Below are 15,748 nucleotides of genomic sequence, written 5' to 3'. Positions count from 1 at the left end.
GAGTGGGGCCGGCGGGCGCTTACTTGGGCGCGAACCGCTGCCCGGCGTCCAGCCGGAGGCATTGGCCGTTGAGCATCGGGTTTTCCACGATGGCCGCAACCAGTTTGGCGTATTCCTCGGGCCGGCCCAGCCGCTTGGGGAAGGCAGCGTCCTTGGTCAGCGCCGCCGCGAACTCGTCGGGAATACCCTGAGTGAGCCCAGTGGCGAACAGGCTCGGAGCGATCGCGAGCACCCGGATTCCCAGCGAGCCCAGGTCCCGCGCCATGGTCAGGCACATGCCCGCGACGCCTGCTTTGGCGGCGGTGTAGGCGACCTGCCCGATCTGGCCCTCGAAGGCGGCGATGGAGGCGGTGTTGATGATGACGCCGCGCTCCTCGTCCTCTGGTTCGTTCTTGCTCATGTGCGCGGCGGCCAACCGGCTGATATTGAAGGTGCCGATCAGGTTGAGATCGATGACGGACTGAAAGGACTCGAGGTCGTGTGGACCGGTCTTGGTCATGGTGCGCTTGGCGATGCCTCCGCCTGCAGTGGTCACCGTGACGTGCAGGCCGCCCAGCTCGTCGACCGCTGCCTGCAGCGTCTCCTCGGTGCCGGCGAAGTCGGTGATGTCGACGGGGTAGAACTTGCCGTCGACACTGTCGGCCACGGTCTTGCCGTCCGAATTTTCCCGGTCCAGAATCGCGACCTGCGCGCCGCGCTGGTGCAATAGTTCTGCGCTGGCCCGCCCCATTCCCGAAGCGCCGCCGATGACGACGACCTTCTTTCCGCTGATCTCCATCCAGACCTCCATTTTCGGCTTGTCAGATTGTCTTGAATTTGTAACGTTAACCAGGCACGCTATCCGCCGGTCAGGCGGGGCTGTCGGCGAGCCGTGCCAAGCTGGCAAGCGTGCTCCTGCTGGACGTTGCAAACACCTCTATCGAGGTGGCCGGCACCTCGTCGCGGCTGACCAAAGTCGCCCACATCTCGGACCTGTTGAGTCGGGCCGGCGGGGATGCCGAATTGGTCGCCACCGTCGTGTCGTGGCTCTCCGGTGAACTGCGGCAACGCCAGATCGGAGTCGGCTGGGCGGCCCTACGATCACCTCCACCGCCGGGATCGCTGCCAGTGCTGACGGTCGCCCGGGTGGACGCTACCTTCACCGAGATCGGTGCCGTCGCGGGCAAAGGATCCCAGGCACGGCGCGCGGCGCTGATTGCGGGCCTATTCGGTGCGGCGACCGAGAACGAGCAGACGTTCCTGCTGCGGCTGCTCGGGGGTGAACTGCGCCAGGGCGCGTTGGTCGGAATCATGACCGACGCCGTGGCCAAAGCCGCAGGGCTGCCCGCCGCCGTGGTGCAGCGCGCTGCGATGCTGGGCGGCGATCTGCCGGCGGCCGCGGCCGCGGCGCTGAGCGGCGCGTCGCTGGACGCGTTCACGCTGCGGGTGGGGCGTCCGGTCGGCCCCATGCTGGCCCAGACGGCGAGTAGCGTCGCCGACGCTCTGGAACGCCACGGCGGCACGGCGATCTTCGAAGCCAAGCTGGACGGCGCGCGGGTGCAGATCCACCGGTCCGGCGACCATGTCACCGTCTACACCCGAAGCCTCGACGACGTCACAGCCCGACTGCCCGAAGTGGTCGAGGCCACGCTGGCGCTGCCGGTCAACACGCTGATCGCAGACGGTGAGGCGATCGCCTTGCGACCCGACAACCGTCCGCACCGTTTCCAGGTGACCGCGTCGCGGTTCGGGCGGTCGGTTGACGTTGCCGACGCGCGCGCCACGCAGCCCCTGTCGGTGTTCTTCTTCGACATCCTGCACAGTGACGGCGTCGACTTGCTCGACGCACCGACCACCGAGCGGCTGGCCGCCCTCGACGCGCTGGTGCCGGACACTCAGCGGGTCAACCGGCTGACCACCCCCGACCCGGCGGCGTCCGCCGCATTCCTGGACGCGACGTTGGCCGCGGGTCACGAGGGGGTGATGGCCAAGGCCCCGGCGGCGCCGTATCAGGCGGGCCGTCGCGGCGCGGGCTGGTTGAAGGTGAAGCCGGTGCACACGCTGGATCTGGTGGTGCTGGCCGTGGAGTGGGGTTCGGGACGCCGGCGTGGCAAGTTGTCCAACATCCATCTCGGCGCCCGTGACCCGGCAACCGGTGAATTCGTCATGGTGGGCAAGACATTCAAGGGCATGACCGACGCCACGTTGGACTGGCAGACGAAGCGGTTCAGCGAGCTCGCGGTGGGCGGTACGGACGGCTACGTCGTGCGCGTGCGGCCCGAGCAGGTGGTCGAGATCGCCCTCGACGGGGTGCAGGGCTCGTCGCGCTACCCCGGCGGGGTGGCGCTGCGGTTCGCGCGGGTGGTGCGCTACCGGGAGGACAAGAGTGCCGAGGAAGCCGACACCATCGACGCCGTCCGCGCAATGTACTGAGCCTTCCTCGGCCACCACTCCTGGCCCGCCCCCAGCCGGAAATTGACGGCGTGAAGAAAGTCCGGGTTGTCGATCGTCTTCGCGACAGTCGTCGTGGTGGTCTCGCCGCAGCAGTCATCGTGTCGTTCAGAAGGATTCGCGACGCTGGGCGGCCGCTGACCGACGACGACCCGGTGCAATCCGAGCGGTTCGCGCCCGCCGGGCTGATCCCCGCCACCGCCGAACGCGAGCTGCAGCGTTGGGACGCAGCGCACCCGTCCGGCGGTTCGAAGCGCAGAATCCCGGCGTCCTCCTAGAATCGGATCCGATGAGAGTCGGTATCGACTTTGGCACCACCCACACCGTCGCGGCGGTCGTTGACCGCGGCAACTATCCCGTCGTCGCCTTCGACGGCGTGGACGCGTGGCCGTCGCTGATCGCCGCGAACGCCGCAGGCGAGTTGCGCTTCGGCCTGGACGCGGCCGTCGTGCGGCACCAGCCAGGTTGGGAGCTGCTGCGGTCCGTCAAGCGGCGGCTCAACGACGCCGGACCCCAAACGCAGGTCACCCTCGCCGGCCGTAGCTACCCGCTGGCTGACCTGCTCACTGGCTTTCTGGCTCAACTCAAAGTCGACCTCTGCCAGCGTTCCAATGCCGGCGCGTCGGCGGGCGAAACCATCGAAGCCGCTATCAGCGTGCCCGCCAACGCTTCCAGCGCACAGCGCTTCCTCACATTGGATGCCTTCCTGGCGGCGGGCTTTAAGGTCGTCGCCCTGTTGAACGAGCCATCCGCCGCGGGACTGGAATATGCCCACCGATACCGCTCGACGATCACCGCCAAGCGCGAGTACGTCCTGATTTACGACCTCGGTGGCGGGACGTTCGACGCCTCGCTGCTGAAGATGGCGGGGCAGGTAAACGAGGTGGTGATCAGCGAGGGCATCCAGCGACTCGGCGGCGACGACTTCGACGAAGCGATCGCACAGCTGGTCCTCACCGAGTCGCAGCTTTGCGGCCTGGAGGCGCAGGGCCGAGCGCTGCTGGTCGAGGAGTGCGCGGCCCGCAAGGAAGCCGTTGGACCGCAGACCCGTCGCTTCCTGGTGGACCTCACCGCTGTCGATGATGGCGACCGGCCGCCGTTTTCCTGCCCGATCGACGACGTCTACGCCGCCTGCGCTCCGCTGGTCGACCGGACTACCCGGTTGCTAGGGCGCGTCTTGTGCGACCCGACCAGCGACGGCAGGAACGTCCCGTGGTCCGAGGTGGCGGGCATCTACGTGGTCGGCGGCGCCGGCAGCTTCCCGCTGATCTCCCGGATGCTGCGGGCAGAGTTCGGCGAGAAGCGGGTCAAGCGGTCTCCACACCCGTTTGCCGCGACGGCCATCGGGCTGGCGGTCTTTCTTGATAACGAGTCTGGTTTCGTTCTCTCCGAACGTTTTTCGCGTCATTTTGGAGTCTTCCGGGAAGCCCGGGCAGGATCCGACGTCGTCTTCGATCCGATCGTGCCCAAAGACGCGTCCCTGCCGGTCGACGGGCAAACCCCGCTGGTCGTCAGCCGCCGATATCGCGCGGCGCACAACATCGGACACTTCCGGTTCGTCGAATGTAGCCGGTTGGTCGACGGACGCCCCGACGGCGACGTCACGCCCTACGATCCGGTCCTGTTCCCGTTCGACCCGGCCCTGCGTGAACGCGACGATCTGGGCCGCCAGCCGGTGGGCCGCTGGGGCGAGGGACCCGAAGTCGAGGAGCGCTACACCATCGGGCCCAGCGGCGCTGTCGAGGTGACGCTGACCACCCAACCGGCCGGCTTCACCCGCACCTATCGGTTGGAGCGGCGCGCCTCGGCGCGCAGCTGACGGTCATGGAACTTTACGACGTCATGCGCACCACATTCGCGGCACGCGAATTCACTGAGGACCCGCTGCCCGACGATGTGCTGCACCGGATTCTGGACAACGCCCGGTTCGCTCCGAGCGGTGGCAATCGACAAGGCGCGCACATCATCGTGGTCCGCGACACCCGACAGCGCGACAAGCTGGCCGAGTTCGGCGCGCCCGCCGCCCGCCGCTACTTCGCACAGCTCAATGCCGGTGAAAACCCGTGGAACACAATTACTCCCATCCAGGTGTCGCAAGACGTGATCGACGCAACCAAGATCCCCGAAACCTTCACCAAGCCGATCACCAACGCGCCGGTTGTCCTGGTCATCTCGGTGGACCTGGGTGTGGTCGCGGCCGTGGACCAGGATCTCGAGCGCGTCGGGATGGCCGCCGGAGCCTCCGTGTACCCACTGGTCTGGAGCATCCTGTTGGCCGCCCGCAACGAAGGCTACGGCGGCACGGTCACCACGATGACCATCCCGCAGGAGCCGAAAATTCAAGCGTTGCTGGGGATTCCCGCCACCCACGCGGTGGCTGCGGTGGTGCCGCTGGGCAAACCAACCCGGCAGCTGACCAAGCTGCGCCGGAGGCCCGTCGAAGAGTTCGTCACCCGGGATCGCTTCGACGGCAAACCATTTGAGGCCTGAATCAGTGGGGCTCACACCGCCTTGGTGGTACCGACATAGGAGATCACCACGTCGGATTCGTCGGTGACGCGGGTCAGGGTTGCGTATGAGCGCACGAATGACTGACCGACGCAGCCGTCGATCTTCATGTGGAAGTCGCTGACCATGACCCAAGGGTTAGCGCCCTTGAACTCCTTGCGCACTACCGGCACCACGACGACGAACCCGGGCTTAAGACCCACGCTGACCACCCCGTTGTACGGCGTGGTCACCAACGGCAGCAGTTGCGCCCCCTCAGTTCCGGGGCCAACCGGCAGCACCCCACCAATGGACGGCGCCACGCCGGCACCGTTGGCAATGGTCACGCCGTTGGCCGTGCTCATGTCGATGCCGCAGCCAATCTCGTAACCTACCTCGATTACGCCTTCCGGGGGTCCCGGCCCTTTCAGTGAGGCGACGAAGATTCCGCTGGATAGATACTCCCGCGACGACACCGCGGTGGTCAGTGGAGCCACCGGGACCTGTCGCTCGTCTTTGGCGCCGAGCGCCAGAACCCAACCGTCCGGGGTGTTCACATGTGCCGGTTGCCCAGGCGGCAACACGTCGCTCGGTGGCATCGCGCCGGGTGGGGGTTGCACGTCCGGCTCAGCACCGACCGGCGGTGCCATCCCCGACACGACGAGGCACACCGCGAGAACCGCAGCGCGGCGTACCACCGCGGAGATCGGCTTCACGGGCTACACGCTATGCACGAGGAGAAGCGCCGACGCGGTGCGCGGACCCGCCAACGCGTAGTTGTTGTTTATTCGTGGCTGGTTCGCGACCCAGACGCGGCAAGCTGGCATGGCCGGTGATCGCCCTAGGGGATCCACCTTCGGCCGGCACTCAGCGATCCGGAGGCGGGTAGGCTCGGGGCTGTGATCTCCGACACACACGGCAGTGAGGGGCGAGCGATGACACGTCGATGGTGGGCTCGGACGATCACGGCCGGTCTGATCGGCGCCGGCGTGCTGGCCGGGGTAGATGTGCTCGCCGGTGACTTGGGTGTGGCTCGCGCAGACCCCGACGATGCGGTACCTCCGATCATCGACGACCTCGGTGTCACCATCCCGGCGCTTTCACTCGATCCGCGCGACCGGGATGGCGCGGCTCGGCATTGGCCCGGGACCGGAAATTACTGCCAGAACCGCTACGTCACCTGCCGGGTCGGTGGATTCTGATCACGGCCCGTGCCGTTCGCTAGCATTCTGTAGTGTCCACCTGGCTCATCACGGGTTGCTCGACCGGCCTGGGCCGCGCGCTTTCCGAAGCGGTCGTCGAAGCCGGCCACAACGCCGTCGTCACCGCGCGGGACGTGACCAAGGTTGCGGACCTGGCCGAAGCCAACCCGGACCGGGTGCTTGCCATCACCCTCGACGTCACCAAACCGGAGCAGGTCACTGACGCCGTGCAAAAGGCCCGGGAACGGTTCGATGGGATCGACGTGCTGGTCAACAACGCCGGTTACGGCTACCGCGCTGCCGTCGAGGAGGGCGACGACGCCGAGGTTCGGGCCCTGTTCGAGACTCACTTCTTCGGTTCGGTGTCGATGATCAAGGCGGTGCTGCCCGACATGCGTAAGCGGCACTCCGGTGCGATCGTCAACATCTCTTCGATCGGCGTGCAGCTCACCCCGGTGGGTTCGGGCTACTACGCCGCGGCCAAGGCCGCCGTCGAGGGGATGAGCGGCGCACTGCATGGTGAGCTTGCGCCACTGGGGATCTCGGTCACGGTGGTGGAGCCGGGTGCTTTCCGCACCGACTTCGCCGGACGCTCGCTCGTGCAGTCATCCACGATCATCGACGACTACGCAGACACCGCCGGTCGGCGCCGCAAGGAAAACGAAACCATGCACGGCAGCCAGCCGGGTGACCCCGCCAAGGCCGGCGCTGCGATCGTCGCCGCCATCGAATCCGGCGAACCTCCGGCGTTTCTGTTGCTGGGCGACGACGCCCTGTTCTCCTATCGCTTCATCGCTGAGCGGCGCGCCAAGGAAGTGTCGGTGTGGGAAACGCAGACCAGCAGCACCAATCTGGACGTCTGACGCCATGAGCCTGGTTTACCTCGCGAACCAAACCAGCGTCGCCTACGCGGCGGGCCGCGTCATCGGCATGCTGGTTCTCCCGGCTGTGGGGGTGACGCTGCTGCTCGTCGGATTGCGCAACCGTTCGTTGGCGCGGAAACGGACGATGACCGACTATCCACCGGGCTATCCGGCCCCCTACCCTGCGATACCGGGTAGTCCGCCGAGTTACCCGCCCGCCCCACCGGGCTACCCTCCGGTCGCGCCGGGCTACTACCCCTACTCCGCGCCCTTCCCCGTCATGCCGCCGATGCGCTCCGCCCGCGCGGGCACCGGATTGATCATCGCCGGCGTCGTGCTGGTCGCCCTGGGCGGTCTTGGGGTCCTTGGCACGGTGGCCCTTACCGCCAGCCAGCAGTCTGCCGCGCAGGTATCGATCGGCGACTGCTTCACCAACGACATTTTGGACAGCACCCGATGGAAGTCCGCCAGCTGCCAGGATCCCGCGGCCGTCCTCGAATTCGCCGCGACCACCGACGCCGACGGGAACTGCCCGGACGGCAAACTCAGCCATAGCGGCTATCTCTCGGTCGAACGCGACGGCACTCGGCGCTGTTTCATACCCAATCTGCTCGAATCGCGTTGCTATGCGCCCGAACGCAACGACGAGACCGTCCGCACGGTGAGCTGCGCAACCAGCGGCAAGGTCATTAGGGTCGTCAAACGGATGAACGGGGCCACCGACACCTCTGCCTGCCCGCCGAACACGCACGGCGTCACTTTCCCGCAGCCCCAACGGACCTACTGCACCGAACGTGTCAAGGGCGCGATCTGAGCTCGAAAACCGTTACTGGTGAGCGGTTTTCGCAGCGTGCACCGCGTCGAGGGAGTATCTGCCCGCGCCGAAGAACACCAACAGGAAGAAGCCGAAGCAGAAGAGTATCGCCGGTGTGCCGCCGTTGCCATCCGGCGGACCGCCGATGGGCCACAACGAATTAGGTTGGTGCATCCAGAAATACGCGACCGCCATGGTGCCGGACGCTAGGAACGCCGCGACACGGGTTAACAACCCGGCCGCGATCAGCAGGCCGCTCGCCAACTCGATGAAACCCGCGTACCAACCGGGCCAATCGCCCACTTCGACGGGATACCCCGCCGAGACGGGCCAGCCGAACAGGATCATCGACCCGTATCCGGCGAACAACAAGCCGTAGACCAACCGGAACAGGCTCAGCACGGCGGGGGAATAACCGGCGAGGCGCTCGTTGAGATTGTTCGTCATAGGCTCCACGTTAGTGTCGCGCCGTCGTCGATCGGACCGGAACGCGGCCGGTTCTATCCGCGCTCGGGCATTTGTACAGAATGAGACCGGTGTTGGCCTATCTGTTTCTTTTCATCGCGATTGCCGCGGAAGTTGTGGCGACCAGCCTGCTCAAGAGCACCGACGGGTTCTCGCGGTTGTGGCCGACCGTTGTCTGCCTGCTGGGTTACGGCATCTCGTTTGCGCTGCTGTCGCTGTCGATCGCGCGGGGTATGCAGACCGACGTGGCCTACGCGTTATGGTCGGCGATCGGCACGGCGGCGATCGTGTTCATCGCCGTAACGTTCCTAGGCTCGCCGATCTCGATAGCCAAGGTGGTCGGAGTGGGGCTGATCATCGCCGGTGTGGTGACGTTGAACCTCGGTGGACTCCCCCACTGACCAGCCGCCCTTCCACCATATCCCGAGCTTGGGGGCTTGTGGCAAGGCCCGGGTGATGGCGCACAATCGCTGGCCGAGCATCAATCAGAGGGGGAAACGGGTTGCCTGGCGACACCGGATACAACGACGAGCTGCGGATCGAACAGAGCTACGTCGACGCGCTCTATGCGCGGCTCGACGACGAGCGCGCGCAGGCCAAGGACAGATATCGCAGCGCGCTGCGCGGCGAAGACAGCGACTCCCCGATGGATCGTGACGTCGAGGTGCGCGCCCTGGCCCGACGGATGAAGCGCCTTGACGTCGCCGACGATGGCCTGTGTTTCGGTCGGCTGGATGGCATTTCGGGGAAGTCGTCCTATATCGGGCGCATCGGGCTGCTCGACGAGGACGACGAATACGAACCGCTGTTGCTGGACTGGCGGGCGCCGGCAGCGCGCCCGTTCTACACCGCCACCGCGGCGCATTCCGAGGGCGTTCGGCGCCGCCGCCAGTTCCACACCCGCGGACGACGGATCGTTGAATTCACCGACGAGGTCCTCGGCGCGTGGCGCGACGGCGACCAGGTGGGCAGCTCCACCGATACCGCCCTGCTGGCAGCTGTCAACGCGCCGCGCGGCGAAGGGATGCGCGACATCGTGGCGACCATCCAGGCCGAGCAGGACGAAATCATCCGACTTGACCACCCTGGTGTGCTGGTGATCGAGGGCGGTCCCGGAACTGGCAAGACGGTGGTGGCGCTGCACCGGGTCGCCTACCTGCTCTACACCCATCGTGAGCGAATGGAACGCCACGGCGTGCTGGTGATCGGACCGGGCCCGACGTTCCTAAATCACATCAGCCGGGTCCTGCCGGCGCTGGGCGAGTCCACGGTGGTATTCGCGACTACCGGCGAGCTGGTGCCCGGGCTGCGCGTCACCGCCGAGGACAGCCCGGCCGCCGTGCGCCTGAAGGGCTCACTGCAAATCCTCGAGGTGCTCGCCGCGGCCGTCGCCGATCGCCAACGGCTGCCGCGGGATCCGATCCCAATCAAGCTGTCCGACGCCGCCGTGCGCATCGACGCCGCGACTGCGCAGTGGGCCCGCGAGGAGGCTCGCGCCAGCAGGCTGCCGCACAATGAGGCCCGCGCCGTGTTCGCCGAGATTGTCACGTGGACCCTGACCGAGCGGGCGATCGCCAAGATCGGCCGCGGCTGGCTGGACCGGTCGGACACCGGGACCTGGGAGGCGTTGCGCGAGGACCTGGTCGAAGAACTCGCCGACCACGCCGCCTTCGCCGCCGCACTCGATGAACTCTGGCCGATCCTGACACCGGAGACCCTGCTGGCGTCGCTGCTCGAGTCGCCCGAGCGTCTGGGAGCGGCGGGCGGGGACCTCGCCATGTTGCGTGAGGTCGGCGATGCCTGGACTGTGTCGGACGTCCCACTGCTGGACGAACTGGTCGACCTGCTAGGCGTCGACACGGTAACGACCGCACGGGCGCGAGAGCTCGCCGAACAGGAGCAGCGGGAAGAAGCCGCCTACGCTGCCGGCGTCCTGGATCTCATGGTCAGCCGCGAAGACCTGATGGACGACGAGGATCACCTGATGGCCCAGGACCTGCTCTATGGCTCGGAGCTGGCCGAGCGGTTCGTCGAGCGTGACACCCGCGAATTGGCTGAACGCGCTGCCGCGGACCGCAATTGGACTTACCGGCACATCGTCGTCGACGAGGCCCAGGAGCTGTCCGAGATGGACTGGCGGGTGCTGATGCGCCGCTGCCCGGCTCGGTCCTTCACGGTGGTGGGCGATCTGGCGCAGCGCCGTTCAGAGGCCGGTGTGACGTCGTGGGAAGCGATGCTGCAGCCGTACGTACCCGACCGCTGGGTCTACCGGTCGCTGTCGGTGAACTACCGCACCCCGGCGGAGATCATGAGCGTGGCCGCCGCGCTGCTCGCCGAGTTCGCGCCCGACGTCGTGCCGCCGGAGTCGGTCCGCTCGTCTGGCGTGAAACCCTGGTCCCGGCAAGTGACGCCTAACGAATTAGTTTCTGCCATCGATGAATTCGTCTGCGACGAGGCGGGACGCGAGGGTACCAGCGTGGTAATCGGCCCGCCCGGTGTACCCGGGGCGGTGCCTCCGGCGCAAACCAAGGGCCTGGAGTATGACGCGGTTCTCGTGGTCGAGCCGCACCAGATCCTTTGCGAGAGCCCGCGCGGGCCCGCCGAACTGTATGTCGCCCTGACCCGCGCCACCCAGCGCCTGGGAGTTCTGCACCATGGTCCGCTGCCTGCGTTCTTGAGCGGCCTGGCGAACGAAGGGGGCTTTTTGTCGTAAGGACGTGACGTCACGTTCACGTTTCGGACGGCAATTACGCGCCAGGTGTGCAACCATCGCTGCCAGACTGATCTCCCGCGTGCCGCCGGGTTCGTCGGCTCGACTGAAGAAGACTCGAGGGAGTACACGCTCGCCATGACCGATCTGGACCGCACGCCTGACGACGAAATGCCCACCACCGCAAGGGCCGAGCTGATCGAGCACTCTCGCACCGGCATGGGTGCGGCCGCCCTGCAGCGGGCCATCGCCGACCATCTGCGGTATTCGATCGGCCGTCCCGCCGCCGCATTGCGGCCCGAGCACTACTACCGGGCGTTGGCGCTGGCTGTGCGAGACCGCATGCAGGACCGGCGGGTGGCCTCCACGCAGGTCTCCCTCGACCTGGGACGCAAGGTGACCTGCTATCTATCGGCCGAATTCCTGATGGGTCCGCAGCTGGGTAACAACCTGCTGAACCTGCGCATGGAGCGGGCAGCCAGGGCGGCGCTATCGGCGATGGGCCAGAACTACGACGAGGTGTTGGCCTGTGAAGAGGAGCCAGGCCTGGGCAACGGCGGTCTGGGTCGCCTTGCAGCGTGCTACCTGGACTCGCTGGCCACCCTGGAACGTCCGGCGATCGGCTATGGTATCCGCTACGAGTTCGGCATCTTTGACCAGGAGATCCACGACGGCTGGCAGGTCGAGCAGACCGACAACTGGCTGGACAGCGGAAACCCTTGGGAAATCGCCAAACCCGACGTCAACTATTTGGTCAAGTGGGGCGGCTACGTCGACCACTACAACGACGACAGCGGACGCGACCGGGCCCGGTGGGTGCCGGGGCTGATGCTCAAAGGCGTCGCCTACGACACCCCGATCCAGGGCTACGGAGTCAACACCTGCAACGTGCTCACGCTGTGGAGCGCGCGGGCGGTCAAGTCGTTTGCGTTGGAAGCCTTCAATACCGGCGACTACTACAAGGCGGTCGAGGACGAGGTCACCTCGGAGACCGTCACCAAAGTGCTCTATCCCAACGACGAGCCAGAGGCCGGCAAACGGCTGCGATTGTTGCAGCAACACTTCTTCGTATCCTGCTCGCTGCAGCACGTGCTGCATATCATGGACGACCTGGCCGACGTTTCGGTGCGTGAGCTCCCCCAACGATTCGTGTTGCAGCTCAACGACACTCACCCGTCAATCGGGGTCGCCGAGCTGATGCGATTATTAGTCGACGAGCGCCAGCTGGATTGGGACGAGGCGTGGCAGATCACGGTCGCGACGTTCGCATACACCAACCACACGCTGCTGCCCGAGGCGCTGGAGACCTGGCCACTGGAACTGTTCGGCGAGTCGCTGCCCCGCCATTTGGAGATCATCTACGAGATCAACCGGCGCTTTCTCGACGAGGTGCGCATCAATTTCCTGGGCGACGCCGACCGGGTCCGGCGGATGTCGTTGATCGGCGAAGACGGCGCTAAGTTCGTCCGGATGGCGCATTTGGCCACCGTCGGCAGCCACGCCGTCAACGGAGTCGCCGCGCTGCACACCGAGCTATTGAAAGACAGTGTACTCAAAGACTTTTACGAGATGTGGCCGGAGCGATTCAGCAACAAGACGAACGGTGTGACGCCACGGAGGTTCCTGGCGCTGGCGAACCCGGGGCTGCGGGAGCTGTTGGACCGCACCATCGGCGAGGGTTGGCTGACCGACCTGGGGCGCTTGCGCGGGCTGGAGCAATTCGTCGATGACTCGTCCTTCCGGGAGCAGTGGCGCGACATTAAACGCAACAACAAGGCGCGTCTTGCCGCGTTCGTGCGCTCGGCGGCTGGTGTCGAACTGAACCCGGAGTGGATCTTCGACATTCAGGTCAAGCGCATTCACGAGTACAAGCGCCAGCACCTCAACGTGCTGCACATCATCGCGCTGTACTACCGGCTCAAGCAGAATCCCGGTCTGTCAATTCCGCCGCGCGCCTTCATCTTCGGCGGCAAGGCGGCACCCGGATACTTCCTGGCCAAACGGATCATCAAGCTGATCAACGCGGTCGCCGAGACAATCAACGCCGACCCGCAGGTCAACAAGTTCTTGAAAGTAGCGTTCATCCCTAATTTCAACGTGCAGAACGCGCACCTGATTTATCCGGCCGCCAATGTCTCGGAGCAGATTTCGACCGCCGGTAAGGAGGCCTCCGGGACCGGGAACATGAAGTTCATGATCAACGGCGCGCTGACCGTCGGCACGCTTGACGGAGCCAATGTCGAGATCCGGGAAGAGGCGGGACCGGAAAACTTTTTCCTGTTCGGGCTCAGCGTGGAAGAAGTTGAAGCCCTCAAAGCCAGCGGTTACCGTCCGGCCGATTACATCGACGGTAACGACGAGTTGGGCGCGGTGCTCGACCTCATTGCCGGGGGAATGTTCTCGCATGGCGACCCAGAGGTGTTCCGGCCACTGGTGGACGACCTTCGCCACCACGACTCATTCCTGGTATGCGCCGATTTCGCCGCTTATGTGGAGTGTCAGGAGCGGGTGAGCGCGGCGTGGCAGGATCGAGATGCGTGGACGAAGATGTCGATTCTGAATACCGCTCGCAGCGGCAAGTTCTCGTCGGATCGCGCGATCGCCGAGTACTGCGAAGACATTTGGAAGGTTTGGCCGCTGACGGTCAAAATCTGACGGCCACCGCCTCGGCCTCGGCGGGAAGCTGTTCGGGACTAACCGATCTCGCTGTTGACGTACACGGCGACGTAGCCGATGGGAATGCCGGTCCGCGCGGCGATGCATCTGCGGGCCGCCAGCTCCACCGAGGCCCGATCGCCCACTCGGGCAACCCCGTCGACCTCGGGGATCCGGACCGTCCAGCCGTCCGCGTCGCGAACTACGTCGATGTCGAAGCACTGGCCAACGGTTACACATTTCACGAAAGAACTGCGAACCCTGCGCGACGGACGTGCATGCCGCAGAGTGGGCTGAAGAGGCATGGTGTTTTCCTGGGACGATGATGGGCCGCGGGCAAGACTAATGCGAGTTGGCGGCAATACCTAATCGAAACCCGATCGCATCCTGCTATTCGGTTTGTGACCCCAGTTCGGCGATCCGTTCCGCCAGCGCCAGGATCCGGTGGGCATCGCGCACATGGAGGCTTTCGACCATGCGACCGTCGACGGTGATGACGCTCTGGCCGGCGGCTTGCGCCTGCTGGTAGGCCTCGACGATCTTGCTGGCCCGCTCGCATTCCTCTTCCGAGGGTCCGAAGATGTCATTGGCTGGCCCTACCTGCGACGGGTGGATCAACGTCTTGCCGTCGAATCCCATCTGTCGGCCCTGTTGAGCCTCGGATATGAATCCCTCTTCGTCCTTGATGGCGTTAAATACGCCGTCCAATACGGCTATCCCGGCGGTACGTGCACCGAGCACGGCCAGCGCAAGTGCGGGCAGTACGGACGCTCGTCCGGGTACGTGCAGTGCGTGCAGCTCATTGACTAGGTCGTTGGTGCCAACCACCAGCGCGGTCAGCCGATCGCTGGCGCAGGCGACCTCCTCCATGCGTAGGAAGGCCCTGGGAGTCTCGACCATCACCCACAACTGCAACGACTGCGGCGCACCCAACTCAACGAGCCGGGCGGTCAACGCTTCGACTTGTTGACCCGTCTCGACTTTGGGCACCAGGACCCCGTCAGCAGCCGAATTGGCAACTGCGGCAAGATCGTCGTCGTGCCATTCGGTGTCCAGAGAGTTGACGCGCACCACAATCTCGCGAGGGCGGTAGGTCCCCGAGGCGACGGCATCACAGACCCGGAGCCGCGAGTCTGATTTCGCGTCGGGTCCGACCGCATCCTCGAGATCGAAGATCAACACGTCCGCCCGCAGCGATTTGCCCTTTTCCAGCGCGCGGGCGTTGTTGCCGGGCAGGTAGAGAGCCGATCGACGGGGGCGCAGCGTCGGCGCCATGAGCGCGTTCCTCTTCTGTCTTGATTGGGGCAGGCACCAGTAGCGTAAGGCACCATGACAGTCGCATTCGTACACGGCAATCCGGAGACCGAGGCGATTTGGGGTCCGCTGATTGCAGCGCTTGGCCGCGACGATGTGGTGACCCTTTCGCCACCGGGATTCGGGGCGCCGTTACCTGAGGACTTCCCGGCGACCTTTGTGGCCTATCGCGACTGGCTCGAGGGTGAGCTGGAACGCATCGGCGAACCGATCGACCTTGTCGGTCACGATTGGGGCGGCGGCCATGTGATGAACGTGGTGATGCACCGCCCCGAACTGGTGCGCAGCTGGGTCAGCGACGTAGTGGGCATCTTCGACCACGACTACGTCTGGCACGACTTGGCCCAGGTGTGGCAGACGCCCGGTGCCGGTGAAGAACTAGTCGACACCATGATGGGTGGATCTGTCGAGGATTGGGTGGCCCAGACCGCCGAATTGGGAATCCCGGCCGACATCGCAGCCACGATGGGTCAGGCTCACGGTCCACAGATGGGCCGGGCCATTCTGGCGGTATACCGTTCGGCGGCGCAACCTGCGATGGCGCAGGCCGGTCTGGATCTGGAGAGCGCGGCGGCTCGTCCTGGTTTGTCGATACTGGCCACCGAGGACTTCTACGTCGGTTCCGAGGAGATCCGGCAGCGCGCGGCGGCGCGGGCGGGCGCGCGCACCGAGGTGCTCCCCGGGCTCGGGCATTGGTGGATGCTGCAGGATCCAGACCGCGGCGCGGCAGTCCTCACCCGATTCTGGGAAACTCTCGCTTGAGTATTGTCTCGTGCGCCGCGATCGATGCGAAATGCCTTGTGTATCA

Annotated in this window: 15 protein-coding genes and 1 pseudogene; 11 read left to right on the top strand and 5 right to left on the bottom strand. The window is 65.7% G+C overall.

Annotation, left to right across the window (positions count from 1 at the left end; all coding sequences use genetic code 11):
• Nucleotides 1–19 precede the first annotated feature (19 nt).
• Entirely contained in the window at nt 20–778 is a 759-nt protein-coding gene (locus tag H0P51_RS08750) for an SDR family NAD(P)-dependent oxidoreductase (protein WP_180917546.1), read from the bottom strand.
• Between the two features lie 110 nt (nt 779–888).
• Here H0P51_RS08750 and H0P51_RS08745 point away from each other — a divergent pair, with 110 nt between their 5' ends.
• From H0P51_RS08745 to H0P51_RS08730, 4 genes and pseudogenes are all read left to right on the top strand, one after another.
• On the top strand, nt 889–2,412 hold the full coding sequence (locus tag H0P51_RS08745; RefSeq protein ID WP_180917545.1) for an ATP-dependent DNA ligase: 1,524 nt from the start codon (nt 889–891) through the stop codon (nt 2,410–2,412).
• 66 nt (nt 2,413–2,478) lie between these two features.
• A pseudogene (locus H0P51_RS08740) lies at nt 2,479–2,708 on the top strand (hypothetical protein); the annotation flags it as partial.
• A gap of 11 nt (nt 2,709–2,719) precedes the next feature.
• Nucleotides 2,720–4,249, top strand: a complete 1,530-nt coding sequence (locus H0P51_RS08735; protein WP_180917543.1) for an Hsp70 family protein — start codon at nt 2,720–2,722, stop codon at nt 4,247–4,249.
• Between the two features lie 5 nt (nt 4,250–4,254).
• The gene (locus H0P51_RS08730; RefSeq protein WP_180917542.1) at nt 4,255–4,920 is read left to right on the top strand and encodes a nitroreductase family protein; all 666 of its coding nucleotides are present in this window, start codon (nt 4,255–4,257) and stop codon (nt 4,918–4,920) included.
• An 11-nt stretch (nt 4,921–4,931) separates the two neighbouring features.
• Here the strand turns inward: H0P51_RS08730 and H0P51_RS08725 are convergent, their stop codons facing one another.
• Nucleotides 4,932–5,567 carry an MspA family porin gene (locus H0P51_RS08725; RefSeq protein ID WP_180918838.1) on the bottom strand — a complete coding sequence of 212 codons (636 nt, stop codon included), beginning with the start codon at nt 5,565–5,567 and terminating at the stop codon, nt 4,932–4,934.
• 285 nt (nt 5,568–5,852) lie between these two features.
• Here H0P51_RS08725 and H0P51_RS08720 point away from each other — a divergent pair, with 285 nt between their 5' ends.
• From H0P51_RS08720 to H0P51_RS08710, 3 genes are read left to right on the top strand one after another with little or no spacing between them, the layout of a single operon-like run.
• Entirely contained in the window at nt 5,853–6,119 is a 267-nt protein-coding gene (locus tag H0P51_RS08720) for a hypothetical protein (protein ID WP_180917541.1), read from the top strand.
• A 32-nt stretch (nt 6,120–6,151) separates the two neighbouring features.
• Nucleotides 6,152–6,982: an oxidoreductase gene (locus tag H0P51_RS08715; RefSeq protein WP_180917540.1), complete on the top strand. Its 831-nt coding sequence runs from the start codon at nt 6,152–6,154 to the stop codon at nt 6,980–6,982.
• A gap of 4 nt (nt 6,983–6,986) precedes the next feature.
• Nucleotides 6,987–7,796 (top strand): hypothetical protein, encoded by an 810-nt coding sequence (locus H0P51_RS08710; protein WP_180917539.1) that lies wholly within the window; start codon nt 6,987–6,989, stop codon nt 7,794–7,796.
• 12 nt (nt 7,797–7,808) lie between these two features.
• On the opposite strand, the gene H0P51_RS08705 is transcribed toward H0P51_RS08710, so the two are convergent.
• Nucleotides 7,809–8,243: a DoxX family protein gene (locus H0P51_RS08705; RefSeq protein WP_180917538.1), complete on the bottom strand. Its 435-nt coding sequence runs from the start codon at nt 8,241–8,243 to the stop codon at nt 7,809–7,811.
• Between the two features lie 92 nt (nt 8,244–8,335).
• Between H0P51_RS08705 and H0P51_RS08700 the strand changes: the two genes are divergently transcribed.
• The 3 genes from H0P51_RS08700 to H0P51_RS08690 all read left to right on the top strand — a co-directional run bounded on the left by H0P51_RS08700 (nt 8,336) and on the right by H0P51_RS08690 (nt 13,626).
• On the top strand, nt 8,336–8,662 hold the full coding sequence (locus tag H0P51_RS08700; protein ID WP_180918837.1) for a DMT family transporter: 327 nt from the start codon (nt 8,336–8,338) through the stop codon (nt 8,660–8,662).
• A 101-nt stretch (nt 8,663–8,763) separates the two neighbouring features.
• Complete coding sequence (gene helR, locus H0P51_RS08695) at nt 8,764–10,974, top strand: RNA polymerase recycling motor ATPase HelR (RefSeq protein ID WP_213016735.1); 2,211 nt, start codon at nt 8,764–8,766, stop codon at nt 10,972–10,974.
• Between the two features lie 168 nt (nt 10,975–11,142).
• Entirely contained in the window at nt 11,143–13,626 is a 2,484-nt protein-coding gene (locus H0P51_RS08690) for a glycogen/starch/alpha-glucan phosphorylase (protein WP_246398757.1), read from the top strand.
• Between the two features lie 38 nt (nt 13,627–13,664).
• Here H0P51_RS08690 and H0P51_RS08685 read toward each other — a convergent pair whose 3' ends face one another.
• Both H0P51_RS08685 and H0P51_RS08680 read right to left on the bottom strand, forming a co-directional pair.
• Nucleotides 13,665–13,871: a long chain fatty acid-CoA synthetase Faa4p gene (locus tag H0P51_RS08685; RefSeq protein WP_180917536.1), complete on the bottom strand. Its 207-nt coding sequence runs from the start codon at nt 13,869–13,871 to the stop codon at nt 13,665–13,667.
• A 145-nt stretch (nt 13,872–14,016) separates the two neighbouring features.
• Nucleotides 14,017–14,901 carry an HpcH/HpaI aldolase/citrate lyase family protein gene (locus H0P51_RS08680; protein WP_180917535.1) on the bottom strand — a complete coding sequence of 295 codons (885 nt, stop codon included), beginning with the start codon at nt 14,899–14,901 and terminating at the stop codon, nt 14,017–14,019.
• A gap of 54 nt (nt 14,902–14,955) precedes the next feature.
• Here H0P51_RS08680 and H0P51_RS08675 point away from each other — a divergent pair, with 54 nt between their 5' ends.
• On the top strand, nt 14,956–15,702 hold the full coding sequence (locus H0P51_RS08675; protein WP_180917534.1) for an alpha/beta fold hydrolase: 747 nt from the start codon (nt 14,956–14,958) through the stop codon (nt 15,700–15,702).
• The last annotated feature ends 46 nt before the right edge of the window (nt 15,703–15,748 follow it).

Source organism: Mycobacterium vicinigordonae, assembly GCF_013466425.1.
Classification (GTDB): Bacteria; Actinomycetota; Actinomycetes; order Mycobacteriales; family Mycobacteriaceae; genus Mycobacterium; species Mycobacterium vicinigordonae.
This window is presented reverse-complemented; position numbering and strand designations above follow the sequence as displayed.